Consider the following 24,155-nt stretch of genomic DNA (forward strand, 5'->3'; position numbering starts at 1 on the left):
CAGATATCGGTTGGCTGAGCGATAGCCTCCGCCACGAAGGCGCACAACCGCCCTTCGGGCTTTCTGGCGCGCGATGCCTGCTTGCCCTGGCGGCCCGCGCGCCATGTGTTGCCATGGGGTGACAGCCAGATCCGGGGCTTCGGGTTAAGGTTTGCGCCTATTTGGGTGCAGGCCGAAAAGGGGGGCATGATGTTCGGACGCCGCAGGGCTGGCACGATCGGAGGGGTCGGCGTGCAGCAGATAATCGGTGTGGGCGGCGCGCTGACGTTCGCCAATATCCTCAAGGATCTGATCTTCTGGACCGACATGATCCGCACCATTCTCGGCGGGTGGGCACAGTTCGTGCAGACCTGGCTGTGGCCAGTCGCCGCATTCCTGTTTGGCTGGGTGTTCGAGCTTCTACAGCTCGAGCTTACCGCCTTCTGGAAGGACTATCTGACCATAGGGCTCCTGTTCGCGGCCGGGTTTTTGCGCCATTTCTGGCTGGTGGTGCGCCGCATCGACGAGGAGGCGAGTGCTGATCTGGAAGAATATGGCGGCAAGGCCATCATCCCGTTCCCTATCTATATGTCGTCTGCCTTGCGCTGGGCGCCGCTGATCCTGACGCCTCTATCGATCGTCGCCTGGCCCGCCACGCTGGTCCTGTTTGCCGCAATGATGGTGCTGTCACGCGAGGATGTGCGCTTTGTCATTTATGGGCTGGTGTCGATACTGTTGCCGCTGATCTATCTTGCGCTGCTGATCGCCGTGAACGAGCTCGTACTCAGATAAATCAGGACAGGGCAGATCATGGGGTTGTTCAATCGGCGCAAACTGATCCTGCCACGCATGGTGCGCATCAGGCCGGGCCGGTTCGTAATGGGCTCGCCGGAAAACGAGCCGGGTCATCGCGAGTCTGAGTCCCCCCAACATGAAGTGAGGATCGACTACGCCTTCGAGGTGGGCAAATATCCTGTCACCTTCCGCGAATGGGACTCGGCGGCGCGCCTTGGCGCCTGTGACGGATACTTTCCACCAGATGAGGGTTGGGGCCGGGGCTGGAAGCCCGTCATCCATGTCAGCTGGGAGGATGCGCAGGCCTATATCCGCTTCCTGAACGAACGCACGGGCCGGCGCTATCGCCTGCTGACGGAGGCCGAGTGGGAGTATTGCTGCCGGGCGGGCACGACGACGGCCTATGCCTTTGGCGACACGCTGCGTAGCCGCAAGCAGGGTGTCGTTTTCAGCTACATCCGCATGGTCGAGGTCAACCGGCTCTGGGCCAATAAATGGGGGCTCGTGAGCATGCATGGCAATGTGTTGGAGTGGGTCGAGGATTGTTGGAACGACAGCCATGCAGGCGCACCGACGGACGGCTCTGCGCGCACAACTGGTAATTGCTCTAACCGCGTCCTCCGCGGCGGTTCGTGGTACAACAACCCGCTGAGCCTGCGCTCCGCCAACCGCAGCAGGGGCGCGTCTGGCTTCCGGGACCTCAACATCGGGTTCCGTCTTGCGAGGACGCTTCCCGATTAGGGAAGCGGTTAACTGTTGGCTTTTTTACCTGTTTACCTGTGGCCATGACGAGAGGGGGCGCTGAAGCGCTGAGTGTGGGCGTAAGCGCCCCTGTCCCGCGAAGCGGGTCGTTGGTTCGGGCAATATGCCGCTGACCAGCTCAGACTAACGCGTCCTGGCGACATAGACCCGACGGCAGGGCGTTACAACCGCCTCGCAGCCCATATTACCCGCCCGACGATGCTGACCTCCTCGGCGTCACGCTCATAGGTGCGGTATTCGGGATTGACCGAGTGGATGATGACGCGCGGCGGCTCGGAGTGGGCGATGTGCTCGACGCGCTTGGCCACAAGCCCCATGCCATCCCAGACCACGAAGATGCCAGGGTGTTGGGGTGACGCTTCAGCGTTTCGCATGAGTTGGTTTATAACGACGCCTCGCGGCTATCAAAATAGCCTTGCAAGGCGACTTTTATTGTAAATACATCGTTATAGAGAAATTATGGCCGTTCAAGAGAAATGCTATTTGATTTTGCACGCAGCCTACAACAATCCGTATAAAGAGCATTAATTTTTTTGTAGGTGATATTAACCATAAGCCCGTAAGGTCAGATACTCTGAAAGTCACTTGGCATCTTGGCAGCATATTGATCGCAGCTCATGAATCTGATCTATATTGATGAGAGCGGGCTTTATGAAAATAGTGACATAGATTGTTTATGTCAGAAATATGAAATACCAGTTTCTGAAAGACTTACACTTACAAATGTTATTGAGGACGCTGGCAGAACATATCTGGATCGTCGCAGGCTGCACTTTCAGCCGGGGATGTTGCCGCGAACTCGGCGAGATTTGCGCCAAGCTAGGTGCTGTTGACAAAGTACCGGAACCACAGGCGGATTGAAGCGAGATGGATGAAGCCGAGATAGCTGTCGGCGGTCTTGTCGTAGCGTGTGGCGAGGCGGCGTGAGCAGCGCAGCTTGTTGAAGCACCGCTCGATGCGGTTTCTCAGCCCATAGACGAAGTCGTCGATCTGGACGGGGTTCTTGCGGTTTCGGCGCGCCGGGATCATCGGCACTGCGCCGGCGGCTTCCAGCGATGTTCGGATATTGTCGCTGTCATAGCCTTTGTCGGCCAGCAGGACGCGCGGGACTGAGCCATGCGCGGCCATTACCGCCTCATAACCTTTGTAGTCGGAGACTTCACCGCCGGTGATCTCAGCGGCTATGGGCAGCCCTTCAGCGTTGGTGCGAAGGTGTATTTTGGTCGTGAAGCCACCTTTTGAGCGCCCAAAACCCTGTTTTTGAGTCCCCCTTTAGCGCCCGCAGCCTGATGGTGCGCGCGAACGATAGTGGAATCGACCATTTGAAGACTGTCGGGTACGGCCCCGCTCTCGCCCAGCGCTTCCAACATCACCTCCCACACGCCTGACAGCGTCCAGCGGCGGAACTGGCGGTAGACCCGCGTCCACGGACCGAAATAGTCGTGAAGATCACGCCAGGGCGCGCCGGTGCGCGCGATCCAGAACACGCCGTCCAGCACGCGGCGATGATCAGAAGGCGGGCGGCCCCGCTTGCCTCCGGTCGCCACCACGAAAGGCGCAAAGAACGCCCACTCCTCGTCCGTCATCAAACCGCGAACCAAGACCACCTCCCAAAAGCCAGTCTTGAATCACGCTTCGGGCGGGTTGGGAATCCACTTCGTCAACAGGTCCTAGAAACCTAATTGCTGCTCTCATCGAGGCAACGCCAAAGCCTGGCCAGGTCGCTGCAGACCAGGCCAGTGTTAACATCAGCCGCTTCCACTTGGCTGCTTTGCGCGAGGGCGGGCAGAGATCTGGAATGCGTGCGCCTGCTGGTGGCCGTCTCGATGAGGTTTACAGCACGCTCGCATGGCTCGCTCGCCTGTATGATCATGCGCTTGAGGTCTGCGAGGGGCCGGGCGAGGAGCCAATGGCAGCCTGGCGCGCTGCGCTGACGCATTTTTACATACGTGTCCTGAAGCGCTCGCCAACCAAACCCAATGACCCCGTCCTGGAGAGCTTCCTTGCCGACTGCCAAGCACCGCTTCAGCGGCGAGCAGCAGACGAATGAGCCCACAGTGCAGATTGATATGATTTTTGTAATTGTATTGCCCTTCATCATTAAATTGTTTAAACTGAATCGCATATATATAGCATTTAAATGCAGCTTGAGGTTTTTAGGTGCTGTTGACAAAGTACCGGAACCACAGGCGGATTGAAGCGAGATGGATGAAGCCGAGATAGCTGTCGGCGGTCTTGTCGTAGCGTGTGGCGAGGCGGCGTGAGCAGCGCAGCTTGTTGAAGCACCGCTCGATGCGGTTTCTCAGCCCATAGACGAAGTCGTCGATCTGGACGGGGTTCTTGCGGTTTCGGCGCGCCGGGATCATCGGCACGGCGCCGGCGGCTTCCAGCGATGTTCGGATATTGTCGCTGTCATAGCCTTTGTCGGCCAGCAGGACGCGCGGGACTGGGCCATGCGCGGCCATCACCGCCTCATAACCTTTGTAGTCGGAGACTTCACCGCCGGTGATCTCAGCGGCTATGGGCAGCCCTTCAGCGTTGGTGCGAAGGTGTATTTTGGTCGTGAAGCCACCTTTTGAGCGCCCAAAACCCTGTTTTTGAGTCCCCCTTTAGCGCCCGCAGCCTGATGGTGCGCGCGAACGATAGTGGAATCGACCATTTGAAGACTGTCGGGTACGGCCCCGCTCTCGCCCAGCGCTTCCAACATCACCTCCCACACGCCTGACAGCGTCCAGCGGCGGAACTGGCGGTAGACCCGCGTCCACGGACCGAAATAGTCGTGAAGATCACGCCAGGGCGCGCCGGTGCGCGCGATCCAGAACACGCCGTCCAGCACGCGGCGATGATCAGAAGGCGGGCGGCCCCGCTTGCCTCCGGTCGCCACCACGAAAGGCGCAAAGAACGCCCACTCCTCGTCCGTCATCAAACCGCGAACCAAGACCACCTCCCAAAAGCCAGTCTTGAATCACGCTTCGGGCGGGTTGGGAATCCACTTCGTCAACAGGTCCTAGTGATCCGCCGGAGAAACACGAGCTGAAGGATGCTCTTCAAGAAGGACATTCTGAACGCCATCGAACTGGGCGAGGTGACGACAGCCTTCCGTGTCTGGCGTCGCCCGACGGTCAAGCCACACGGTCGCCTGCGCACTGCGGTCGGAGAGCTGGTCATCGAAGACCTGCGCGAGGTGTCGCGTGACGATATCTCGGAGTCCGACGCGCGTGCGGCCGGGGCGCGGGATCGTGCCACCTTGCTCGCAGAACTGGGCGACCGGCCCGGCCGCCTCTACCGGATCGACTTCCGAATCGACAGACCAGACAACCGGCGGGCACTGGCGGCTGACGACGATCTCGATACCGACGCTCTCGCGGCGATCTCGTCCGCGCTCGACCGGCTCGACCGCCGCAACCGCGGCGGCGCGTGGACACGCGGCGTCCTCGATCTGATCGGCCGGCACCCTGGCCGCCCTGCGGGAGAACTTGCCACTGAGACAGGCATGGACAAGCCGGCGTTCAAACGTCGCGTGCGCAGCTTGAAAGAGCTGGGGCTGACCGAGAGCCTCGAGGTCGGCTATCGCCTGAGCCCGCGCGGGCAGCGCCATCTTCGAGAGGTCGCCGGACGCAACGGCCGGCAGCCGGAAAAGACTATCGACGGGGACGACGTCGGGATCGCGCCCTTCCGCCCGGGCGACCGGCAGGCGGTGATCGATCTTGCCATCGCCGCCTCGACGCCGGTCTTCGCCAAAACGCGGCACGACGTGCCGGGCTTCGTCTACGACACGTTCTACCCGGACGGATGGGAGGCGCGGCAGAGAGCAGATGTCGCGACGCTCCTGGACACCGAGCCAGAAAACATCTGGTTGGCCCGCCGCGGCGCGAAACCGGTCGGGTTCATCGGTATCCGGGTCCACGCCGACGACCGGATGGGCGAGATCTACATCCTTGCCGTCTCGCCCGAGCACCAGCGCAGGGGCATCGGCCGGCGACTGATGGGGTTCGCGGAGGAGCACATCCGCGCGGCCGGGATGCGGATGATCATGGTCGAGACCATTGACGATTCCGGGCACTCACCCGCCCGACGCGCCTATGAGAACTTCGGGTTCCAGAAGTGGCCAGTAGCTCGATACTTCAAGGAGTTGTGACGCGCTCGCGGCTTCGTCCGGCGGCGGGCGCATTGCAGAAGTCGTGCTGCTGGTCCCGTTCTCTTCGCCGCCGTTCGCGACCGGGATCGACCCATTCATCGCCCCTTCCATGCCTCGAGCCCCTTGCACCCCTCGAGGTGCAAGCCGGAATCGATCACAAGTCGCGTGCCGGACAGGCTGCAGGGTCATCTTCCGGCGTGCTACGGCGCGCATGCAGCACCGTGGCGAAATGGTCTGCGACGTGGCGGGTGCCGTGAGGGTGCGCGACCATGTCGAGGCCCATGGCGGTCAGGAAGAACCTGGCGGGGCCTGCCGGCGAGACCGGAGGGGAGATTGCCAGGGCGCGCAGCGCGATGCGCCGCAGCGCGTCGGGCAGGCAGGTGATCCGGGCCGGACGCCCGATCGCGGCGAAGGCCAGTTCGGCAAGAGCGCGCTGGCTGAGGATGTCCGGCCCGCCGATGTCGAGCCTCTCGCGCCCTTCGTCGATCGCATCCGCCATGGCCGAGGCGAGGTCGGCACCGTGGATCGGGTTGAGGCGCCGGCCCCCGTTGCCGAAAAGCCAGACCCGGCCGGAGGCCGCCATGTCGAGAACGGCCTCCGTGTCCGGGAAGAAGCCCGAGGGGCAGACCACGGTCACGGGGATCGGAGCACGCGCGAGGCGCTCGACGAAGGCGCGCTTCGCATTGACGAGCGGCACACCGGCCATCGCCTCGGCGTTGAGCACGTGCACATAGGCGAAGCGCTTTACGCCCGTGGCCAGCGCCTCGTCGAGAAGGTTCGCGTTCGCGCGAAAATCAACGGCACGGTAGCTCAGCCCGTCGCGCTGCCGGGTGATCCCGAGCGCCGAGATGACAAGGTCGACGCCGTCCATCACGCCGCTGAGGCGCGCGGGGTCGGTCGCGGAGGCGAGGCACATGTCATCCGGGTCGAGGCTCGCCCGCCGCGCCGCCTCCCTGCTCCGGACCAGGGCGCGCACCTGCCAGCCGCGCGCCTTGTACTCGGCGACAAGGTGGCGGCCGAGATAGCCGCTGGCACCCGCGACCAGAACCGTGGGCCTGCCCCGGGTGCCCTTCATCCCGCCCGCCACGCACGCGCCGCTCATCGCGAAGACAGGGCCAGTTGCGACGGCGCGGCATAGGGTTCCTCCCGCACGGCATGGGCGAGGACCAGCTTCACGAACAGCGCCGGGACCACCCAGCCGAGTCCGGCCCCCAGCGGCAGGACCAGCGGCGCGCCGATGATGGCCAGCATCGACACCGCGGTCGCGAGCGCGCGCCGCAGGTAGAGCGGGGTGGCCAGCACCCCCCAAACCGCGACCTGCAGCAGAAGGTACCAGATCGCCGCATGGGCGAGCGATCCGCCGAAGGCCCAGACGATCAGCAAGGGGTGGACGTGCAGGGCGGTGAAGAGCCTCGGGTTCTTCAGCGCGCGCAAGATCGCGCCTTCCTCGGGCCGCGGCGGAGAATGATAAAGGCGCTTGCAGGAATTCAGCATGTTCGCCACTGCGCCGCCCGCGATGTCGAACGCGAAGAGGGCCAGCAGCGCGACCTGCCATCCCGCCTGCGCGACAGGCTCCACCCGCAGAAGGTCGTCACCCACGATCAGCAGCGTCAGAACCGCCGCGCTGCCGTAGCCGAGCGCGCGTTCCGCACCGGTCGCACCGGTGCCGACCAGACCGTCGATGCGCCCTGAATAGTGCCATGTCACCTGCCCTTCGGCGCTATGGGTGCCGCGACACCGCGGCTCGGCTGTGGGGGGCATAGGCGGGATCCTCGTGTTATTATGGCTGACCGGTCAACCATAATCCTGATAATGACTGGACGTCCAGTCATTTTCGTTCCATGACGCGGGACCGGTTTTGATGGGAAGGGCTCTGGATGCCGAAGATCGTCGATCGCGACGCGATGCAGACCGCGATACTCGAAGCCGCCGTGAAGACCTTCGCGGCAAAGGGCTATCATTCTTCGACGATCGCCGATCTTGCCGCGGCTGCCGGGTTGGGTAAGGGCACGCTCTATCTCTATTTCGCCAACAAGGAGGCCGTCGCCGAGGCGATGATCGACCGGTATTTCGGGCGCATGGCCGAGCGGCTGCGCGCGGAGGCGCGGCCGCCGTCGCTTCAGGCCTTTCTGGACGGCTTGCGCGGCGCAATGGAGGTGCCCGAGGATGAGGCGGCGCTCATCCGCGTGTTCTTCGAGGTGTATGGTCCGGGTCTCGCGAGCGGCGATGTCGCCCGAACACTGTCGGGGCATTTCGACGGCCTTGGCGACCATTATGCCTCAGCGCTCACGCATCTCTTGACGGTGGGCGAGGTACGCCCCGACCTAGACACGCGCTCGGCCGGGCGGGCGCTGGCAAGCCTCGTCGACGGCATGGTCCTGCACGGAGCGCTATTCGGCGCCTCGCCGCGCGTCGGGCCGGGCCTGAGATCCGAAGCCATCGACATCTTCCTGCGCGGCCTCAGGCCCGAGGGTCCTTGACCGTCAGATTGTCCCTTGGCCTCTGACTCGACCATCCCCGAAGCGCCGCACGCTTGGCAACGGCACTGTCCCGGACACCCAGATTGCCACTGATGGAGATGCGGTGGATGCCGCCTAAACGCTCGAATAATTCAACAACTTAACCATAACAATGACTTAGGGTGGAGAACGTTCGACGCCGGTCCCGTCCCCTCCGCCATATTTTTCAACCCGTGTCTGTTCTGCATCCTGATCGCTGCCGGGTGGTGCCATCCCGTCGGGACGAGGCATGGCGCGTGGGAGACGGTGATGTCCGCATAAACGGAGCCGTTCGGTTCTGGTGGAACCTGTTACGGCCCATGTTCGCGGCGAAACGCCAGCGCAAGGCCGCCGGCCGAACATTGAATCTCCAGGTGATCCGGCCCGAACGCCAGCGTTCGAAGCGATGTTTGCCTCTATCAGCCGGTCCGTCTAGACAGAATGTTGTCAGAACATCTTTCTGTGATTAGAGGGCCGGGGGCTAGGAACACATGGGTAAAAAGCATCCCGCTGCCGGCGTCCAGCCGGAGTCGGGCCAAAGCGCACGCGAAGTAGCAACGCCAGATCTTGCGCCTTCATTGCCTTGGGTGTGCACTCTTCTGGAAGGTTTGCAGGCCTTGCATTCGACCGGGAGGCTGTTCAGCGCGCTTCATCAGGGCGCTCTACAGGCCGGTTTCTCCGATATCAGCTATATGGCCGGCTTCGCGCAAGAGGCTGAAAATGTGCCGGTCGGTCATGCCCCCAGCAGGCTGATGCATCACTCCACATGTCCCGGTGACTGGCTGGAGGAGTTGTTCAGCCAGCACGGGCCGGAAAACGATTATGATTTCCAGCGTTTTCTGCTGGGCTACACCTCGCCCTTCGTGTCCGGGGCAAGCATTCTCGACCTGATGCCGCCGCTCGAGGTCAAGGCGCGCGAGATTCTCGAACTCAAAGCGCGCCACGGGTTTAGCGCCAATCTGATCGTGCCCTTGCCGACCACCGGCTTCTCCAAGCCCTGCTATGCGGCGCTGATGTACATTTCAGACATGGATGCCGAGGCGTTCAGCCGCGCCTGCGCGATGCACCACCACATACTCGTGGCGGCGGCGCACCTTCTGCATCACAGGCTGGGCGGAAACGCCTATTCAGTGTTGGAACGCGAAGCCAATGTTGCGGTGTGCGTGCGCGCATTCACACGCGAACGCGCCGATGGACCGGTCCCGGTACTCACCGACAAGCAGAGCGAGGTCCTGGCGCTGCTCGCGCTGGGGTGGCGAACGGACCAGATTTCCGACCATCTCGGCATTGCGCGCATTTCTGTTGACCGCCGCCTTCGCGCCGCCCGCACCGCTTTGGGTGCCAAGACAACGGCCGAGGCTATCGCACAGGCCGTCGCCGGGGACCTGCTTGATCTGCGTCCGCCGCCCGACGCGGACTGATGCCGGCTGACATAAATCAGTCGGTAGCCGGCTTCATCCCTTCAATTGCGATGAAAATGCATCGCTAGGCCGAACCCGACAGGCGCTCTACCACTGAAGCTGGCCTTTCGGGGAGGCTGGGGGACTTAACGATGTCGGATCTGGGCAGAGCCGCTGGCGCGCTGGCAAGCGTAGTCATTCTGGCGGCAGCGACTGTGGCCGGTGCAAACTGGGCGCGGGCCAATGGATACATGCCTGCGCCGGCCGATGACGGCGCAGCGGTCCAGGCTGAAACGGCGGCGCAGGCGCGCCGGACGGCCGCGACGCCCTATGACCTGTTCATCACAGGCGATCACCACTCTGCGGTCCAGCTGGACCAGATCAATGCCTTGTGCGGGTTCTCAGGCCCGGTCGGCCCCAATGAAACCCGGCTGGCGATCGTCGGCGAAAACCCTGGCACCCTGCTGATGCATTCCACATCGGGCGGCGCGTTCCCGGCTGTCGGCCGGTACAGCGCACCCGCTGACCAGCTGCATGCGTCCAGCAGCGAGGGTGAGCTTGTCATCATGGTGGCCGAAGGCCGCTTCAATGCCCGCGTGTTCGTGCTGGATGAGCGCGGTGAGCCCCTTAACAGCGATCCCCTTGAACAGAATGCCGAATGGTACGGGTTGTGCGCCAATCCCCTCGCCGCTGCGGCCGCGCTCAACAGCCTGTTTGCCGAGCGCGGCGCCCGGTTTGATCCGGTTCAGGCGGCGCTGGAACAGTTTGCAGGCGGCGCGGTGAGCGAGATTGCCACGGCATGCGGCGTCACGGACATATCCACGGCCGTCTCAGGCCATTGGATTATTGGCGCTTCGGTGCGCCGTCAGCGGTCCTGGGAAGATATCTCGCACCCGGAAACCGGCGACTGGATCCGGGGCGTGGACGACTTCCTCGATCTGGATATCGCCCAGCGTTGGGATGATGGCGCCATGATCTCGCGTTATGCCATCCCGTTGTCCGAGACGGCGGCCTACGGGCCGACGGCCAGCGGTTTTGGCCCCAGCCTCAACTGGGATGCGATCGCCGTACGCCATTTCCAGATATGGGCCGATGGCAGACGTGCCCACAGCGAGCCGGGCGATCCGGTGCGCCAGATCGACATTCCCTGCCGTGACATCGCCGCTGGCGAGGCTGCGATCAGGGCGATGCGCTAGACTGGTTTCGCGGAGACGGTTTCTGGCGCAAACGACACAGCGGAGTGAGTTTTGAAAACCAGTTTGATCATAGCCTGCACGGCGCTGGCTGTCGCGCTCAGCGCACCGGCGCAGGCCCAGATCACCGGCTTTGGCGGCGGGGCCGGGACGGTCGCGCCCGAAGCGCCGCCGGTTTTTGGCATCCACGCCGTCACTGCAGACATGCCCGATCCGTATGTTATCGCCGTGCGGTCAGGCGGCGCTTTCGCGGCGCGCCGCTCCGGGTTTCCCAGGGGTTGCTATGGCGTGGTCACCGAGGCCCCGACGGTGGTGTTGCAGGTCGGCGCAGGCGCACCTGCCCTGACCATCTTCACCGCAGGCAGCGCCGACACCACGCTGGCCGTGATGGATCCCGCCGGTGCCTGGCGGTGCGATGACGAGGGCGCGCGCCGTGGATCAAATGCGGCCTTGTCCTATCCGGATCCGCTGGCCGGGTCCTGGAAAGTCTGGGTGGGCGATTTTTCCGATCGTGAATCCGACGCTCTGCTGGTCATCTCCGAAGCGCCGCCCTTTGCGCGTCCGTTTAGCGCGCCGAATGCCCGGGCCTTGGCTGCGCCGGTGCAGGCCATCACGCTGGCACCCGGCTTCGCACCTGACCCGCTCACCTTGGAGGTTCAGACCGGATACGGGTTCCGCCTGGGCTCCATGGATGTGTATGGCGAACGGCAATCGGGCCGTTGCCCCGGCTGGACGGGCGACACGCCCACCGCCGAGATCACCTGGACGGCTCAGCAAGGCGCGCTGGTCTTCATGGCCGACGGGGACGCGGATGTGGTGATGGATGTGGTCTCCCCGTCCGGCGTGGCCATTTGTTCCGATGACATGGGTGAGGTGGACGAGCGCGCCCAGGTCGTGCTCCAGGACGCTGAGCCGGGTGTCTATCAAGTCTATGTCGGGACCTACAGCCAGTTCCGGCGGGCAACGAATGCGCGGCTGAGCGTGTCGCAAACGCCCTTTCGCGTGAACGAGGATCCGTGGTGAGCCGGGCCCTGAACAGAGGCGTTAAAGCCTTCGTCCTCGCCGCAGCTGTGGAGCTGACGGGTGCTCCTGCTTTCGCCCAGTCCGCCCCGTTTTACGGCGAGCATCTCTCTGGCCCGTTCGGCCTTTTCACCGAAGCGGGCGAGCGGATATGCACAATCGAGCTGATGAGCCAGTACAATCAGCTTCGCGAAAATTTCGTTCTCAACGCGAGCGATTGCCCTGAGCCGTTCGCCTCTGCGCAGCGCTGGGGCCTGGAGCGTGGTATGGGCACGGGCCGCCAGCAGATTGCCTTCTGGTCGGGCGGGTTCCGGCCTGCCTGGCGCGGGGCGGTGCCTGGCCGGGATGCTGCCTTCTGGATTGGCGAAGCGTCGACTGGCGAGCGGTTCGTGCTGCTTCCCGAGAGCGAGGGCCCGCTGCGCTGGCTGCGGGGCGAGCCGCAGGCACAGCGTCAGGCGGACATAGAGGCGAGCCGGATTCGGCCGGGCGATCTTTTGGGCGTCTATCAGGTCAGCCCGCGAAACGGTTATCCGCGCCGTTGCTACCTGACCCTGTTCCGGGGGCCCAATGGCGGAGGCCGCATTACGGTCGAGGGTGAGGATTGCGGTCCGTTCAGCCGCGCCGACAGATTCCGTTACCAGCAAGGATCCCTTCTGGTGGGGGACCGTCAGGGGCAGCCGGTCTGGAGCGGGTCGGTCCGTCAGCAAAGCGGCACAATCCGCATCGTCGGCAGCAGCCGTGAGGCCGGGCAGTGGGAAATCAACCGGCAGGGCGCATCCCTGCCGCCCCCGGGAGCTGGCCTGGACATGGCCGCGCTTGCCGGCCGCTGGCGATTTGAGGAGGTCGGCCATGGGGCATGCGATCTCTCGCTCAGCGCTGACGGCGGGGTCAGGCCTGCATTCGCGTGCGATGATCCCGGTCAGCTATTCGCGCGTTGGCGTCTGGAAGGCGATCTTATCATTCTGAGCAACGCGTCGCACCTGAACCCCACCGATCTGTGGCGCGGCCGAGTCGTGGAACTCAACAGGGTCGAAGGGCGCGGCGCTGATGGGCTGGTCGGACTTTCGCCCCGTCGTATCGAACGCTCAAGACTGGTCCGCTAGACGCAATCGCGCACCGTTTTCCATCAAGGGAGTACCGGACATGAACATCGTTGCGAGGGTCGTCATCGCGGCCGGCGTGTCTGTTGTCGCTGCGACCGGGGCGATCCTGGCTGCCGAACAGGTGATGCCGCCAGCGATGCAGGCGCAGAGCGCGTCGCAGCCGGAAGCCGGATTGTCCGCTCCGGAGGAGATGAGCGTTTTCGACCGGTTTGTCGGCGTTGGCGATCTGACGGATGCCGCCGGCCTGGCCAGCCGGGCGTGCGGGTACGGCGGATCGCTGCAGCCAGGCGGCACCCTGTTCTGGCTTGGCGAACCACCTGTGACATTCTCTGCCAATCTCGCCAGGTCAGGTGAGCTCCCAGCAGTATTTCGATTTTCTGCGGGAGCAGACGCGCTTCATGCCTTCGCTCGCGAAGGAGAGCTGTATCTTCAGACCGGACACCGCAATTCGATCGGCTTTGAGGGCCGGGTCTGGACGCTGAACGAGGCCGGCGAGCCGGATTTCAGCGGTCCGGTCCAGCCGCGCGCGCGCATCGCCGTCGCCTGCGACGATGCCGGTCAGGCCGCCAGCCTTCTCAATGCGGCCTTCGCCCGGACCGGTGTGCACACAGACCCGGTGCGCGCGGGGGTTCGAGCCGTCACCATCGGTGATGGTGAAATGGAAGCCTGGCTGCCGCGTCTTGATGATTTCATCGGGGCCTGCACGCCCGCGCCAGTGATCGAGGAGCTGCCGGCGGGCCGCCAGTTCGTGCTGGACGCCGTGTATGACGAAGAGGCGCGGTTCAGCGAGGCCATGGGCGAGCACATGTCCGGTGAACTGCGCGCCGGCACTCCCCGGCCGATGGTCTATGTGACGCTCGCGGCGGTGGACGCGCGCGGCGGTTTCGCCCAGCTCGAGACCTTACGCATCCCGTTCGATTGGCATGGCCTCGTTCCAGACGAGGGGCGCCTCTCGGTGGTGTACCGTCCCGATAACCTTGAAGTGATCAGCCGCATCATCGAAGCCGACGGATCGCGCAGCGATGGGCTCAGTTCAGGCCCGATACGGGACGCATCGATGCCTTGCGCGGACCCGGCAGCCGCCACGACCATCCTTCGCGAGCTTGCCTCAGGCCTCAGACCGGCGCCCCTCGAAATGCCGGGCTGACTGAGGAGGGAGCCAGGCACAGTCAGTGCGGGCACTCTGAACACACGCGCCTTCTGCCGCACACCAGCACAGTCCCAAGGAGGATATTCATGTTCGAAGCCATCTTTGCTGCATCTGTTTTGGCAGCCTCTGCTCAAGAAGACATCGTCGATCCGATTGAGGGCATGATCGCGCGCACAGAAGCGGTGCAAATGGATCTTAACCCGACGTTTCGCGGCATGGGACGGTGGACCGCCGCCGGGTTTTCCGGAGAGGAGCGCCGTCGCGCCAGCCGGGCGAATGTGTTTGGCGACATGTTCTCTGGCCAGGGGGCGAGGGCCCAGTGGACCGTGAACCAGGGCGGGTCATTCACGGACTCTCCTGTCGCCGCGCAATGTGAAGGCGGGCAAAGCCAGTTCCAGTTTGGCTGGGTCGGTTTCGACAGAAACGAGCTGAGCTTCGTGTGCACCTTCACGCGTTCGGGTGTTGCGGTCGAGGACCGGTTTGAGCTGGCCGTGGCGCGTAGCCACAATATTCTGCGCCAGCTTGTGGCCAATGAGCGTGCGGCGGAACTGCATTGGCAGGGCCGGGTGCTCAGATTGGAAACGGCGCGGCTGAGCGGTGTCAGCCTTCCGACAGGCCGGGTGCCCGGCTACGTGATCCGCGATGAAAATGGCGTTTTGATCGCCGGGATGGATTATCAGCGTATGCGGCCTTTGCTCTACCTCCCGCCGGAAGGTTCCGAAGACCGGGAAGCCGCCCTGATCGCCACACTCGCAGTAGGGTTCTTCTTGGACCCGGCCAATCAAGACTAGCCGCACGGTATCGGTGCAAGACCTGATTGACTTTCTGGCGTTGAGAGAGTTGTACCAGGCTCGAAACGCCGGGCCGCCGGCCGGCTGAGTGTTCTGGCGGTGATCGCTTCAGGGCTGATGGGAGCGTGCGCGTTCAGGGCTTCGGGTCGCCCCCTGCAGACGGGCTTATGTGCGCTCCACAATCATGGCCGACCCGGTGCCGGACCCGCCATGGGCGACGACAAGGCCCAACGATCCGCCGCAGCGCTCCAGCTCGTGGACCAGAGTGGTCAGCAGGATGGCACCGGTGGCCCCCATCGGATGGCCCATGGCCAGATGGCCGCCATTCACGTTGACCCGCTCGGGGTCGGCGTCACGGTCACGGCGGAAGAGGGCGGGCACGGCGGCGAAAGCCTCCATGAACTCGATACGGTCAAAATCGCGCAAGGACAGCCCGGTCTGCGCCAGCAGCGCGTCCATGGCGGCGAAGCCTGCTGTGAGCTGATCCACCGGATCGCCGGCGGTGTCCATCCGGGCGCGGATGCGCGCCTTGGGCTTCAGCCCGGCAGCGTCGCCCGCAGCCTTCGATCCGATCAGGACCAGCGCCGCGCCGTCGGCCATGGGCGGGCAGTGAGCGATGGAATGGAGATGCCCGATGCGGTCCAGCCCGGGATTAGCCGCCAGCATCATCGCGTCATAACCCGCCGCGCCCAGCTTTTCGAACGCCGGGGGCAAAGCGTCCAGCGCCGTCTGGTCCATGCCGGGACGGATGCATTCATCGAAGTCCAGCAGAGCACCACCATCCACCCCCTGGACCGGGATCACGGCGGCGTCATTGCGTCCGTCAGCCCAGGCCTGCGCGGCGCGTTGGTGGGAGGTGATGACTTCATGGTCCAGCGCTACCCGGTCGAGCCCGGCTTTGGTGGCCAGCAAGTCGGCTGCCAGGGCGACGGGGGCATAACGCAGCGCCCGCGCCAGATCCGGGTTCGTGTAATAGCTCGCCTTGTCGCCCATGAAGGGCACCTGGCTGAGCATCTCCACCCCGCCCGCCAGCATCAGGCGGTTTTCGCCCGCGCTGGCGAGCGCGGCCGCTTGCCCCGCAGCCGTGAGTCCCGCCACGCAGAAATTATTGAGCGTCCATGCCGTCATATCATGGGGCAGGCCGGCATGGAGGCGGCTGACCAAGGCGATGTTCCCGCCCTGGGCGCCAATCTGACCGACACAGCCCAGAAGCAGCGCGCTGGCTGAGTCAACAGCGTCCGCCCCGGCGCGATTCTTGAGCGCCGCCACAAGCTGGGCGACCAGCTCATGTGCGCCCAGCTTCGCCAGCGCGCCATCCTCCCGGCCCTTGGCGCGGGGGGTGCGGACCGCGTCGTAGATATGGGCATCTGTCAGTTTCATGCGCCGATCACCAATGAGACGTTGGCGGTGGCCGAGCCGCCGACATTGTAAGTGGCCACGTTGCGCGCGCCTTCGACCTGACAGTCTCCGGCGCGTCCCTGAACCTGACGCGCGGCGTCCAGCGCCATGCGAACGCCGGTGGCGCCCACCGGATGGCCAAGCCCGATCAACCCGCCCGACGGATTGACCGGGCAACGTCCGCCCAGCGCGATGCGCCCGTCCTCCACCGCCTCGCCCGCGCGCCCTGGCGCGGTGATGCCGAAATGCTCGATGGCGGCCAGCTCTGTGATGGAGAAGCAGTCATGGGTCTCGAACGCATCAATCCCGTCGGCACCTGATACCCCGGCGCGGGCATAGGCGTCGGTCATGGCCTTGCGCATCCAGGGAAACATCCAGCCATCATTGCGCCCGCGCGAGGCGGCGAGCTTGGTCTCCAGCAGAAGCGGCGCTGTGGTGTGGCCCCAGCCCTTGATCCTCGGAATGTCCTCCAGACGCTGACCCGTGCGCGCCGCATGGGCGCGCGCCGCGTCTGCGCCGGCCACCACGATCATCGCGGCGCCGTCCGTGACCTGACCGCAATCGGATTTGCGCATGCGCCCTTCGATGACCGGGTTGGCCTCGTCATTTTCGGAAAAGCTGGCGTCAGTGAAGCTCCAGCCCCGGCTTTGTGCGTGTGGGTTGCGCTTGGCGTTGGCGAAGTTGATGCGGCTGATTTCAGCCAGATGGGCGCGCTCGAGCCCGAAGCGGGAATCGTATTCCTCGGCGATATCGGAGAACATGGCCGGCCAGACATAGGTCGCGCCCAGCGCTTCGCGCCCCGTCCAGGCGGCGGCACCCAGATGTTCGGCAGCTGTCTGGCCGGGAACGTTGCGCATCATCTCCACGCCCAGCACCCCAGCCACGCCATAGCGCCCGGACTCGATATCGGCCATCGCCGCGAGGATCGCCATTGAGCCCGACGCGCAGGCCGCCTCGTGGCGCATGGTCGGCAGGCCTTCCAGACCGGGGTGAATATGCCCGATGAAGCCGCCCAGCAGGCCCTGACCGCAGAACAGCTCGCCGGCGAAATTGCCGATATGGATCGTTTCGATCTGTGAAGGCTCCAGGCGCGCATCGTCGAGCCCGGCCAGCATTGCCTCGCCCATCAGGGCCTTGAGGTCCAGCCCCTCGCGGGTCCAGTTGCGCGCGAAATCGGTCTGCGCCCCGCCCAGAATGAACACGTCCGCGCCCATCGCCCGTTCCTTTCGGCAGTCTGAGAGCCGAAGCTAGGGGCATTGGGGCGGGTGAGACAAGCGCTCACTGCCCCGCTTGAACGGACCCGGCCTTGTCACTGGATCGGGGACGCAGCACACTTCAGACTGGCTGACACGGCGGCGTTGCGCCCGCTGGATCTGATGGAGAGCCGCCATGACCATGATCGTCACGCAGTTCGAGCGCGAGGAGCTCAGCACCCCGCTCAACCAGTTGAACCCTTATCTGAAGGGCATCTACGCGCCCGTGCGCCAGGAAGTGACGGCCCTGGACCTGGAGGTGGAGGGTGAAATCCCGCGCGATCTGCACGGTCTGTATGTGCGCAACGGACCCAACCCGCTCAACGCGCCGGAAGGCATGCATCACTGGTTCGACGGCGACGGCATGCTGCACGGCATTTATTTCGAGAACGGCAAGGCGGAATACCGCAATCGCTATATCCGCTCGGCTGATCACGAGGCCGAACGCGCCAGTGCGCTGGATGCCGGTGGCATCATGATGCCCGCCAACAAGACCCGCCAGCCCACCACCTACAAGGATACCGCCAATACCGACGTGGTCTTCCACAATGGCTCGCTGATGGCGCTGTGGTATGTGTCGGGCCAGCCGGTGCGGGTGGATGCGCGCACGCTCGAGACGGTGCGCACAGAGACGTTTTCAGGGCGTTTGCCCGGCAATGTATCGGCCCACTCCAAGGTGGACCCCGAAACCGGCGAGTTCGTGTTTTTCGATTATGACCTGTACAGGCCGGTGATGAGCGCCGGAGTGATTTCACGCGACAATGAGCTCAGCTGGTTTCGCGAGATTGAACTCCCCGGGCCCCGCCTTCCCCACGACATGGCGATCACCAAAAACTACATGGTGCTGATGGATTTGCCGGTCGTGTTCACCGAGTCCGGCATGCGCAACGGCATGTGGCAGATCCACCAGCCCAAGGGCCAGGCCACAAGGTTCGGCGTGCTGCGCAAGGACGGGACCGGCGATGTGCGCTGGTTCGAAGCTGACCCGTGCTACATCTATCATGGCGTCAATGCGTGGGAGGAGGGTGACGAGATCGTCTTCTTCGCCTGCAAGATGATCCCCAATGGCTTGCGCCCCGACCCGGCTTTCGGTCCATACGCGCCTATGGTCGGCGTGCTGGCGCTGCAGGCCGTGCTGCATGAGTGGCGCTTCAATTTGAAGACCGGTGCCGTCACCGAGCGTCCAGTGGATGACCGGGTTACAGAGTTCCCGGTGATCAATCTAGACAGGACGGGGCGCAAGAGCCGGTATTCCTACCACGTCTCCATTCCCAACACACAGACCCAGCTCTTTGACGGGCTGGTGAAGTACGATCTCTCAATCGGGCAGGGCGTGGCGCATCCGTTTGGCCCCGGACGGTTTGGCTCCGAGCCGGCTTATGCGCCCAAAATCGATGCGAAGGATGAGGATGACGGCTATGTCATCAGCTTCATCTTCGATGCGCAAAGCGGTGCATCCGAAGCGTTGATCCTGAATGCAAAGGATTTCTCGCAGCCGCCCCTGGCACGCGTGAAGTTACCCCAACGCGTGCCGGCTGGTTTCCACGGTGCCTGGGCCCCTGGCCACCAGATCAGTGCGCTCTGACGCCCGCGCCGCATCCTGCGCCAGGTTCGCAGGCTTGAGGATGTCGGGGGTTATTGGCCACTTGCCGCGTTCTCCGCTCTGATCAAACGGCTGGAGTCATCCTCTGAATGACCGCGCTCTACATCGCCGGGATCGCCATGACGGCGATGGGCAAGCGTCCTGAGACCAGTGTGAAGTCTCTCACCGCCGAGGCGGTGAACGCGGCGCTGGCGGACGCCGGCATCGGCCCGGACCGGATTGAGGCGGCCTGGTTCTCCAATACGCGCCAGCCCATGCTGGAAGGCCAGAACACGATCCGCGGCCAGGTGGCGCTGCGCGCGATGGGCATCGGCGCCATCCCCGTGGTCAATGTGGAGAATGCCTGCGCCTCCGGCTCCACCGCTGTTATCCAGGCGGCCGCCGCCATCCGGGCCGGGATGTACTCGTGCGTGCTGGTGGTGGGTGCCGAGAAAATGTTTTTCCCCGACCGGCCCGAACAAGTCGCGGCTGCGTTTCGCGGCGGCACGGATATCGAGACGGTGGATCGCGTCCATGCCGAGGTTTCTGGTCTGGCCAGCGAGCTCATTCCCGAGGCGCTGCGGGGTCAGGAGGCCCAGCCCCGCAGCTTCTTCATGGACAGCTATGCCGCCTTTGCGCGCCTGCACATGAAGACGTTTGGCTCCACCCAGCGCCAGCTGGCGGCGGTGGCGTCAAAGAATCACGGCCATTCGACGCTGAACCCGCTGGCCCAATACCGTTCGGCGATGAGCATTGAGGCAGTCCTCGCCGACAAGCTGATCGTGTGGCCGTTCACCCGCGCTATGTGCGCCCCGGTCAGCGATGGTGCCGCCGCCCTGGTGCTGATGGCGGCGGGAGCGGTCCCGCATGCGGCCCGGGCGAGGGCGGTGAAATTGCGCGGCTTTGCTCTGGGCAGCGGGGCAGACCGCGCGCCGGCTGATTTCGCCGCACATGTCGGGCGCCGCGTGGCGCTGGCGGCCTATGAGTCCGCCGGCATCAGTCCGCGCGATATTGACCTGGCCGAGGTTCATGACGCCACGGCCTATGCTGAAGTCCAGCAAGTGGAAAATCTCGGGCTGTGCGAAGTGGGGCAGGGCGGGGCGTTTGCCGAAGCTGGCCACACCACGCTGGGCGGGCGGGTTCCCGTCAATCCGTCGGGCGGCCTCATCTCGAAGGGGCATCCGGTCGGTGCGACGGGCATTGCGCAGCTGTACGAGCTTTGCCTGCATCTGCGCGCCGAAGCCGGTCCGCGCCAGGTGTCCGGTGCCCGCATCGCCGTGGCGGAGAATGGCGGCGGTTTCCTGCAATGCGAGGAGGCCGCCACCGCCGTGACCGTGCTGGAGCGCCCGGCATGACGGCACCCATTGCGCGGTTTCTGGAAGCGGCGCAGCGCTGGCCGGACGCGATCGCGCTGGAAGACGATCTGGGCGTGCAGCTCAGCTATCGCGATCTGGCCCGGCGGGCGATGGCGCTCGGCGCGGGGCTGCGCCAGCGTCTGGGAGACAGGTGCGGGACGGTTGTCGCTATCGCCGCGCGCAATCATGCCGATCACGTCGTGGCGATGTTTGGCGTGTTCATGGCGGGCCATGCCTGGTTGCCGCTCAATCCCAAAAGCGCCCTGGCGCTGAATGACGAGATCTGCCGCACGCTGCAGCCGGCGCTGATCCTGATGGATGAGGCTTGCAAGGCCTGCCTCAGCGGTGGCGGGGCGCCGGTGGCGACATTTCGCGCCGGAGACCCGTCAGGATTGGATACGCTCAGCGCGTCGGCCGAAACCTTCACACTGCCGGCGCTGGTGCCCGATGACCTGATGAGCATCAAGCTCACCGGAGGCACGACCGGGCGGCCCAAGGCGGTGGCCCAAACCCAGCGCGTGATCGCCACAGTGGCAGACGAGATCACCCGGGTTTTTGCGGTGACGCAAAGCGACGTCAATCTGGCCGCCGCGCCGCTGTCCCACGGCGCCTTTCATTTTCTCCTGCCCGTTCTTATCGCGGGCGGACGCCATGTCATAGCGTCAGACCTGTCGCCTGCGCCCTTGCTTGACACCATGGAGCGCGCAGGCGTGACGCTCGCCTTCATGCCGCCGACGCTGATCATCAAGCTGGCGGAAAGCGGGCTGGCGAGGCCCGAGCGGTTTGCCGCGCTGCGTGAGCTGATCTACTCGGCAGCGCCTATGGCCCCGGCTCAGATCCGCAGGGCGTGGGCGGCCTTTGGGCCGAAGCTGGCGGTCATGTATGGCCTGGTCGAAGCGCCCATGGTGCTTTGCGCCATGACTGCGGGCGAGATGGCGGCGACCGGCAAGCTGGAAAGCGCCGGCCGGGCCTGCCCGTCCGCACAGCTGCGCATCGACCAGCCTGACGCAGAAGGGACAGGGGAAATTCTGGCGCGCGGTCCGGTGGTGGCACCGCGCTATCTGACCGGCGAGGCGCTCGCCACGCATGATGGCTGGCTGCGCACGGGTGATCTGGGCCGGATTGACCCGGACGGGCACGTGTTCATCCGCGGACGCTCGCGCGAGATGCTGATCACGGGCGGCTTCAATGTCTATCCTGCCGAGGTGGAGCGCGCCCTGCTGGCTGTGGACGGCGTCAGCGAGGTCTGCGTGTTCGGCGCACCCGACGCCTATTGGGGCGAGCGGGTGGAGGCGGCGGTCGTGGCGGTGCCAACGGTGACGGACGACATTCTGCGCGCCGCGGTGAAGGACGCCATCGGCACCGTCGCGGCACCCAAAATTATCCACCGCGTCGACGCGCTGCCGCGCAATCCGGTGGGCAAGGTGGTCCGGCGGGAGGTGGCGGCGCTGTTCAGCGAGCCGGACGGGACTTGATCATCATCCCGGCTGTGCCGCGCGCGTGAATGCCTTCGTCTGACGACACCGTACACTCGGCAATGGCGAGCGTGCGCCCGTGATGAAGGATCCGGGCGTGCGCGGTCAGGCGCGGGGTCGAGATCGGCGCTGCGCGGACATAGCGGATTTGAAGATCAGTGGTGGCAAAGCGCTGACCCTCTTCAAGCCGTGTCAGCAGGGCGCACCCCGTCGCCGCATCCATCAATCCGGCCATCACGCCGCCATGCACGCCGGCCATCAGGTTGGCGTGATCGGGCATGACCGGGCATTCCAGACGCGCCTCACCGTCTGAAAACGCCGCCACGTCAAAACCCAGCAGGCTGGCGAAGCCGGCAATGCGTCCGGCGTCGCGCCAGGCGGCCAGGATATCCAGTCCCGAGCCCTCAAACCGGACAGCGCTCACTGTGCGGCTCCGGCCGGTACAGGCTCGCGGAACTGGACGATGCGGAACCGGTTCGCCACGAAGGCCAGATCAGCCAGGCACGCATTGCCGGCCGGGTTCAGCCCGGTGACGTGATAATCGGAATACGCCGCCGCAAAATTGATCGGCATGCGGTCATCCATATTGATCCACAGCGACGCGCCGGCGTCTGCAAACCGGTCCTGGGCGTCGGCGATGAAGTCCCGGTCGGCCGAATAGAGATAGGACGAGATCGCGCCCCGTTCGGCCGCAATGCGCGCCGCGTTCTCCAGCGCCGCCTCGCTGGAGGCCTCCCGGATGAGGAAGCAGACCGGGGCGAAAACTTCTTCGCCGTACAGATCGATCTGGCTGGCATCCACTGACACCACAAGTGGCGTGGCGGTGCGCGCCTTGGGAAAATCAGGGTGGGCGTAGGGGCGCGAATCCAGCAAAACCTCGCCGCCTGACGCCAGCACGCGTGCGCGCACCTGCTTGATCAGCTCCAGCGACTGCTCGGCCTGAACCGCAGCGCACAGCCCCGCGGCGCGCGCCGGGCTGGCGATGCGCTCTGCGATGGCGTCTGCGATGCGCGTGGCTACCGCCTTGAAATCCATCGCCTCTCCCTGCACGCGCACGCCCTGCGCAGGGATGTGGATGTTTTGCGGGCTGGTGCACATCTGGGCGGAGAAGCCGCACAGCCCGTTGGCCAGTCCGCCAAGGCAGGCGTCGATATCATCAAAACTGTCCAGCACCACCGCATTGCATCCGGCTGTTTCGGTATAGACAAGCCGGTCTGCGCAATGTTCCTCGATCCAGGTGCCGAAACGCTGGCTGCCGGTATAGTCGATGATTGCGCAGGCAGGGTGTTTGAGAAGCTCGATCGTGATCGGGGCCTCGCGCTCATCGGCGGCCAGCAGCACCATGTTTGGGTCGAGGCCGGCTTTGACGAGCACCTCGCGCATGCGCCGCACGGCGAGCGCCACGGGCAAAATGCCGTTGGGGTGGGGCTTCAGGATGGCCGCATTGCCCGTCATGAGGTTGGCGAACACCGCCGGATAGGCGTTCCACAAGGGGAAGGTCGCGCAGCACACCACCACCGCAACGCCGCGCGGACGCAGGCGGAAGCTTTTCTTCAGGCGCACCCGGCCGGTGCGTCCGAAATCCTTCTCCCATTCGGCGGCGCGCGGGACGTCCGCCATCGCCTTGTAGGCATAGGCAAGCGCTTCCACCCCGCGATCAAGCGCATTGGCGCCGCTGCCGGAGAACGCCATCAGATAAGCCTGACCGGCGGTATGCATGGTCGCGTGCGCATTGATGAAGGCCTGCTCCTCCAGCGCGAACGCCATTTCAAAACAGACGCCGGCGCGCTCGGCCGGGCTCAGCCTGTCCCAGGGCTTCATCGCCGCGCGGGCGGCGTCGAACAGCGTGTCGGGATCTGATTTGGGATAGGCAATCCCAAGCGGCTCGAGCGTGTAGGGCGAGATCTCGTGACCAACTGTGCCGACAGTGCCGGGCTGATCGAGCTCAAAAGCCTTGCCGAGCAGCGCCTCGAAACCGGACTTGCCTTCAGCCGGGCGCGCCTCGCCATGGATTTTCGAGCTCGGCGATTCCTTGAACGGGCTCCACTGCTCGCGCGTGGCGCAGGCGTTCAGGGCCGCCTGAAGCTGGGGTGCATGGCGTTTGGCGAGGTCTGCAGGTGACGCGGTCATATCAGGCTCCGGGGCAGTCATCGCAGTGATATCCGTCATGGTGGGGCTGGCAGGTATGATGGTGCAAGCGTCATGGGTGAGGTCTGATTGTACGGCTTTCGATTTTGCAACCATCGCCCGGCTCGTAGTAGGA

The 24,155-nt window shown here is 64.6% G+C and carries 23 protein-coding genes; 14 read left to right on the plus strand and 9 right to left on the minus strand.

The genetic code is table 11. The features are described from left to right. The first annotated feature begins 186 nt into the window (after positions 1-186). Both L2D00_00105 and L2D00_00110 read left to right on the plus strand, forming a co-directional pair. Positions 187-771 (plus strand): hypothetical protein, encoded by a 585-nt coding sequence (locus L2D00_00105; protein ID WBQ13105.1) that lies wholly within the window; start codon positions 187-189, stop codon positions 769-771. Positions 772-789: 18 nt separating this feature from the next. Then, the gene (locus L2D00_00110) at positions 790-1,515 is read left to right on the plus strand and encodes a formylglycine-generating enzyme family protein (GenBank protein ID WBQ13106.1); all 726 of its coding nucleotides are present in this window, start codon (positions 790-792) and stop codon (positions 1,513-1,515) included. Between the two features lie 182 nt (positions 1,516-1,697). Here the strand turns inward: L2D00_00110 and L2D00_00115 are convergent, their stop codons facing one another. Together L2D00_00115 and L2D00_00120 are read right to left on the minus strand one after the other, a co-directional pair. Next, positions 1,698-1,910, minus strand: a complete 213-nt coding sequence (locus L2D00_00115; GenBank protein WBQ13107.1) for a hypothetical protein — start codon at positions 1,908-1,910, stop codon at positions 1,698-1,700. Between the two features lie 445 nt (positions 1,911-2,355). Further along, a protein-coding gene (locus tag L2D00_00120; GenBank protein ID WBQ13108.1) for an IS5 family transposase occupies positions 2,356-3,143 on the minus strand; the annotation gives its coding sequence in 2 pieces (ribosomal slippage) (positions 2,356-2,810 and positions 2,810-3,143; 789 coding nt in all). Positions 3,144-3,334: 191 nt separating this feature from the next. On the opposite strand from L2D00_00120, the gene L2D00_00125 reads away from it, so the two are divergent. After that, positions 3,335-3,586 carry a hypothetical protein gene (locus L2D00_00125; protein WBQ13109.1) on the plus strand — a complete coding sequence of 84 codons (252 nt, stop codon included), beginning with the start codon at positions 3,335-3,337 and terminating at the stop codon, positions 3,584-3,586. 106 nt (positions 3,587-3,692) lie between these two features. Here the strand turns inward: L2D00_00125 and L2D00_00130 are convergent. Further along, a protein-coding gene (locus L2D00_00130; GenBank protein WBQ13110.1) for an IS5 family transposase occupies positions 3,693-4,480 on the minus strand; the annotation gives its coding sequence in 2 pieces (ribosomal slippage) (positions 3,693-4,147 and positions 4,147-4,480; 789 coding nt in all). Between the two features lie 96 nt (positions 4,481-4,576). Here L2D00_00130 and L2D00_00135 point away from each other — a divergent pair. Continuing rightward, complete coding sequence (locus L2D00_00135) at positions 4,577-5,674, plus strand: GNAT family N-acetyltransferase (GenBank protein ID WBQ13111.1); 1,098 nt, start codon at positions 4,577-4,579, stop codon at positions 5,672-5,674. 154 nt (positions 5,675-5,828) lie between these two features. Here L2D00_00135 and L2D00_00140 read toward each other — a convergent pair whose 3' ends face one another. After that, a complete protein-coding gene (locus L2D00_00140) occupies positions 5,829-6,749 on the minus strand; it encodes an SDR family oxidoreductase (protein WBQ13112.1) in 921 nt (306 codons plus the stop codon). A 23-nt stretch (positions 6,750-6,772) separates the two neighbouring features. Next, positions 6,773-7,435, minus strand: coding sequence for a hypothetical protein (locus L2D00_00145; GenBank protein WBQ13113.1), 663 nt, complete (start codon positions 7,433-7,435; stop codon positions 6,773-6,775). 116 nt (positions 7,436-7,551) lie between these two features. On the opposite strand from L2D00_00145, the gene L2D00_00150 reads away from it, so the two are divergent. The 7 genes from L2D00_00150 to L2D00_00180 all read left to right on the plus strand — a co-directional run bounded on the left by L2D00_00150 (position 7,552) and on the right by L2D00_00180 (position 14,829). Further along, the gene (locus L2D00_00150; protein ID WBQ13114.1) at positions 7,552-8,154 is read left to right on the plus strand and encodes a TetR/AcrR family transcriptional regulator; all 603 of its coding nucleotides are present in this window, start codon (positions 7,552-7,554) and stop codon (positions 8,152-8,154) included. A gap of 635 nt (positions 8,155-8,789) precedes the next feature. Next, positions 8,790-9,593 carry a helix-turn-helix transcriptional regulator gene (locus L2D00_00155; GenBank protein WBQ13115.1) on the plus strand — a complete coding sequence of 268 codons (804 nt, stop codon included), beginning with the start codon at positions 8,790-8,792 and terminating at the stop codon, positions 9,591-9,593. Between the two features lie 131 nt (positions 9,594-9,724). Then, positions 9,725-10,768, plus strand: coding sequence for a hypothetical protein (locus tag L2D00_00160; protein ID WBQ13116.1), 1,044 nt, complete (start codon positions 9,725-9,727; stop codon positions 10,766-10,768). A 51-nt stretch (positions 10,769-10,819) separates the two neighbouring features. After that, entirely contained in the window at positions 10,820-11,788 is a 969-nt protein-coding gene (locus L2D00_00165; protein WBQ13117.1) for a hypothetical protein, read from the plus strand. Then, positions 11,785-12,888, plus strand: coding sequence for a hypothetical protein (locus L2D00_00170; GenBank protein ID WBQ13118.1), 1,104 nt, complete (start codon positions 11,785-11,787; stop codon positions 12,886-12,888). Before L2D00_00165 ends, L2D00_00170 begins: the two co-directional genes overlap by 4 nt. Before the next feature lie 40 nt (positions 12,889-12,928). Beyond that, the gene (locus tag L2D00_00175) at positions 12,929-14,035 is read left to right on the plus strand and encodes a hypothetical protein (protein WBQ13119.1); all 1,107 of its coding nucleotides are present in this window, start codon (positions 12,929-12,931) and stop codon (positions 14,033-14,035) included. An 89-nt stretch (positions 14,036-14,124) separates the two neighbouring features. Beyond that, a complete protein-coding gene (locus L2D00_00180) occupies positions 14,125-14,829 on the plus strand; it encodes a hypothetical protein (GenBank protein ID WBQ13120.1) in 705 nt (234 codons plus the stop codon). A gap of 165 nt (positions 14,830-14,994) precedes the next feature. Here the strand turns inward: L2D00_00180 and L2D00_00185 are convergent, their stop codons facing one another. Continuing rightward, positions 14,995-16,209, minus strand: a complete 1,215-nt coding sequence (locus L2D00_00185; protein ID WBQ13121.1) for an acetyl-CoA C-acyltransferase — start codon at positions 16,207-16,209, stop codon at positions 14,995-14,997. Then, positions 16,206-17,441, minus strand: coding sequence for an acetyl-CoA acetyltransferase (locus L2D00_00190; GenBank protein ID WBQ13122.1), 1,236 nt, complete (start codon positions 17,439-17,441; stop codon positions 16,206-16,208). Before L2D00_00190 ends, L2D00_00185 begins: the two co-directional genes overlap by 4 nt. Positions 17,442-17,616: 175 nt before the next feature. Between L2D00_00190 and L2D00_00195 the strand changes: the two genes are divergently transcribed. The 3 genes from L2D00_00195 (at position 17,617) to L2D00_00205 (ending at position 21,892) form a co-directional block, all read left to right on the plus strand. Continuing rightward, positions 17,617-19,065 (plus strand): carotenoid oxygenase family protein, encoded by a 1,449-nt coding sequence (locus L2D00_00195; protein WBQ13123.1) that lies wholly within the window; start codon positions 17,617-17,619, stop codon positions 19,063-19,065. A gap of 107 nt (positions 19,066-19,172) precedes the next feature. Continuing rightward, positions 19,173-20,417 carry a thiolase family protein gene (locus L2D00_00200; GenBank protein WBQ13124.1) on the plus strand — a complete coding sequence of 415 codons (1,245 nt, stop codon included), beginning with the start codon at positions 19,173-19,175 and terminating at the stop codon, positions 20,415-20,417. Then, on the plus strand, positions 20,414-21,892 hold the full coding sequence (locus L2D00_00205; GenBank protein ID WBQ13125.1) for an AMP-binding protein: 1,479 nt from the start codon (positions 20,414-20,416) through the stop codon (positions 21,890-21,892). The genes L2D00_00200 and L2D00_00205 overlap by 4 nt, the downstream gene beginning before the upstream one ends. Here the strand turns inward: L2D00_00205 and L2D00_00210 are convergent. Together L2D00_00210 and paaN are read right to left on the minus strand one after the other, a co-directional pair. Then, positions 21,870-22,316, minus strand: a complete 447-nt coding sequence (locus L2D00_00210) for a PaaI family thioesterase (GenBank protein ID WBQ13126.1) — start codon at positions 22,314-22,316, stop codon at positions 21,870-21,872. The genes L2D00_00205 and L2D00_00210 overlap by 23 nt on opposite strands. Beyond that, positions 22,313-24,022, minus strand: coding sequence for a phenylacetic acid degradation protein PaaN (gene paaN / locus L2D00_00215; protein WBQ13127.1), 1,710 nt, complete (start codon positions 24,020-24,022; stop codon positions 22,313-22,315). The genes L2D00_00210 and paaN overlap by 4 nt, the downstream gene beginning before the upstream one ends. Positions 24,023-24,155: the final 133 nt, after the last annotated feature.

This window comes from Hyphomonadaceae bacterium BL14 (genome assembly GCA_027627705.1).
In the GTDB taxonomy this organism is placed as follows: domain Bacteria; phylum Pseudomonadota; class Alphaproteobacteria; order Caulobacterales; family Maricaulaceae; genus Oceanicaulis.

Bases quoted from the DNA above. Each gene is read 5' to 3' on its own strand.
- L2D00_00105 (WBQ13105.1), top strand. From the start codon at position 187: ATGATGTTCGGACGCCGCAGGGCTGGCACGATCGGAGGGGTCGGCGTG.
- L2D00_00110 (WBQ13106.1), top strand. From the start codon at position 790: ATGGGGTTGTTCAATCGGCGCAAACTGATCCTGCCACGCATGGTGCGC.
- L2D00_00115 (WBQ13107.1), bottom strand. From the start codon at position 1,910: ATGCGAAACGCTGAAGCGTCACCCCAACACCCTGGCATCTTCGTGGTC.
- L2D00_00125 (WBQ13109.1), top strand. From the start codon at position 3,335: ATGCGTGCGCCTGCTGGTGGCCGTCTCGATGAGGTTTACAGCACGCTC.
- L2D00_00135 (WBQ13111.1), top strand. From the start codon at position 4,577: ATGCTCTTCAAGAAGGACATTCTGAACGCCATCGAACTGGGCGAGGTG.
- L2D00_00140 (WBQ13112.1), bottom strand. From the start codon at position 6,749: ATGAAGGGCACCCGGGGCAGGCCCACGGTTCTGGTCGCGGGTGCCAGC.
- L2D00_00145 (WBQ13113.1), bottom strand. From the start codon at position 7,435: ATGCCCCCCACAGCCGAGCCGCGGTGTCGCGGCACCCATAGCGCCGAA.
- L2D00_00150 (WBQ13114.1), top strand. From the start codon at position 7,552: ATGCCGAAGATCGTCGATCGCGACGCGATGCAGACCGCGATACTCGAA.
- L2D00_00160 (WBQ13116.1), top strand. From the start codon at position 9,725: ATGTCGGATCTGGGCAGAGCCGCTGGCGCGCTGGCAAGCGTAGTCATT.
- L2D00_00175 (WBQ13119.1), top strand. From the start codon at position 12,929: ATGAACATCGTTGCGAGGGTCGTCATCGCGGCCGGCGTGTCTGTTGTC.
- L2D00_00180 (WBQ13120.1), top strand. From the start codon at position 14,125: ATGTTCGAAGCCATCTTTGCTGCATCTGTTTTGGCAGCCTCTGCTCAA.
- L2D00_00185 (WBQ13121.1), bottom strand. From the start codon at position 16,209: ATGAAACTGACAGATGCCCATATCTACGACGCGGTCCGCACCCCCCGC.
- L2D00_00190 (WBQ13122.1), bottom strand. From the start codon at position 17,441: ATGGGCGCGGACGTGTTCATTCTGGGCGGGGCGCAGACCGATTTCGCG.
- L2D00_00195 (WBQ13123.1), top strand. From the start codon at position 17,617: ATGACCATGATCGTCACGCAGTTCGAGCGCGAGGAGCTCAGCACCCCG.
- L2D00_00200 (WBQ13124.1), top strand. From the start codon at position 19,173: ATGACCGCGCTCTACATCGCCGGGATCGCCATGACGGCGATGGGCAAG.
- L2D00_00205 (WBQ13125.1), top strand. From the start codon at position 20,414: ATGACGGCACCCATTGCGCGGTTTCTGGAAGCGGCGCAGCGCTGGCCG.
- paaN (WBQ13127.1), bottom strand. From the start codon at position 24,022: ATGACCGCGTCACCTGCAGACCTCGCCAAACGCCATGCACCCCAGCTT.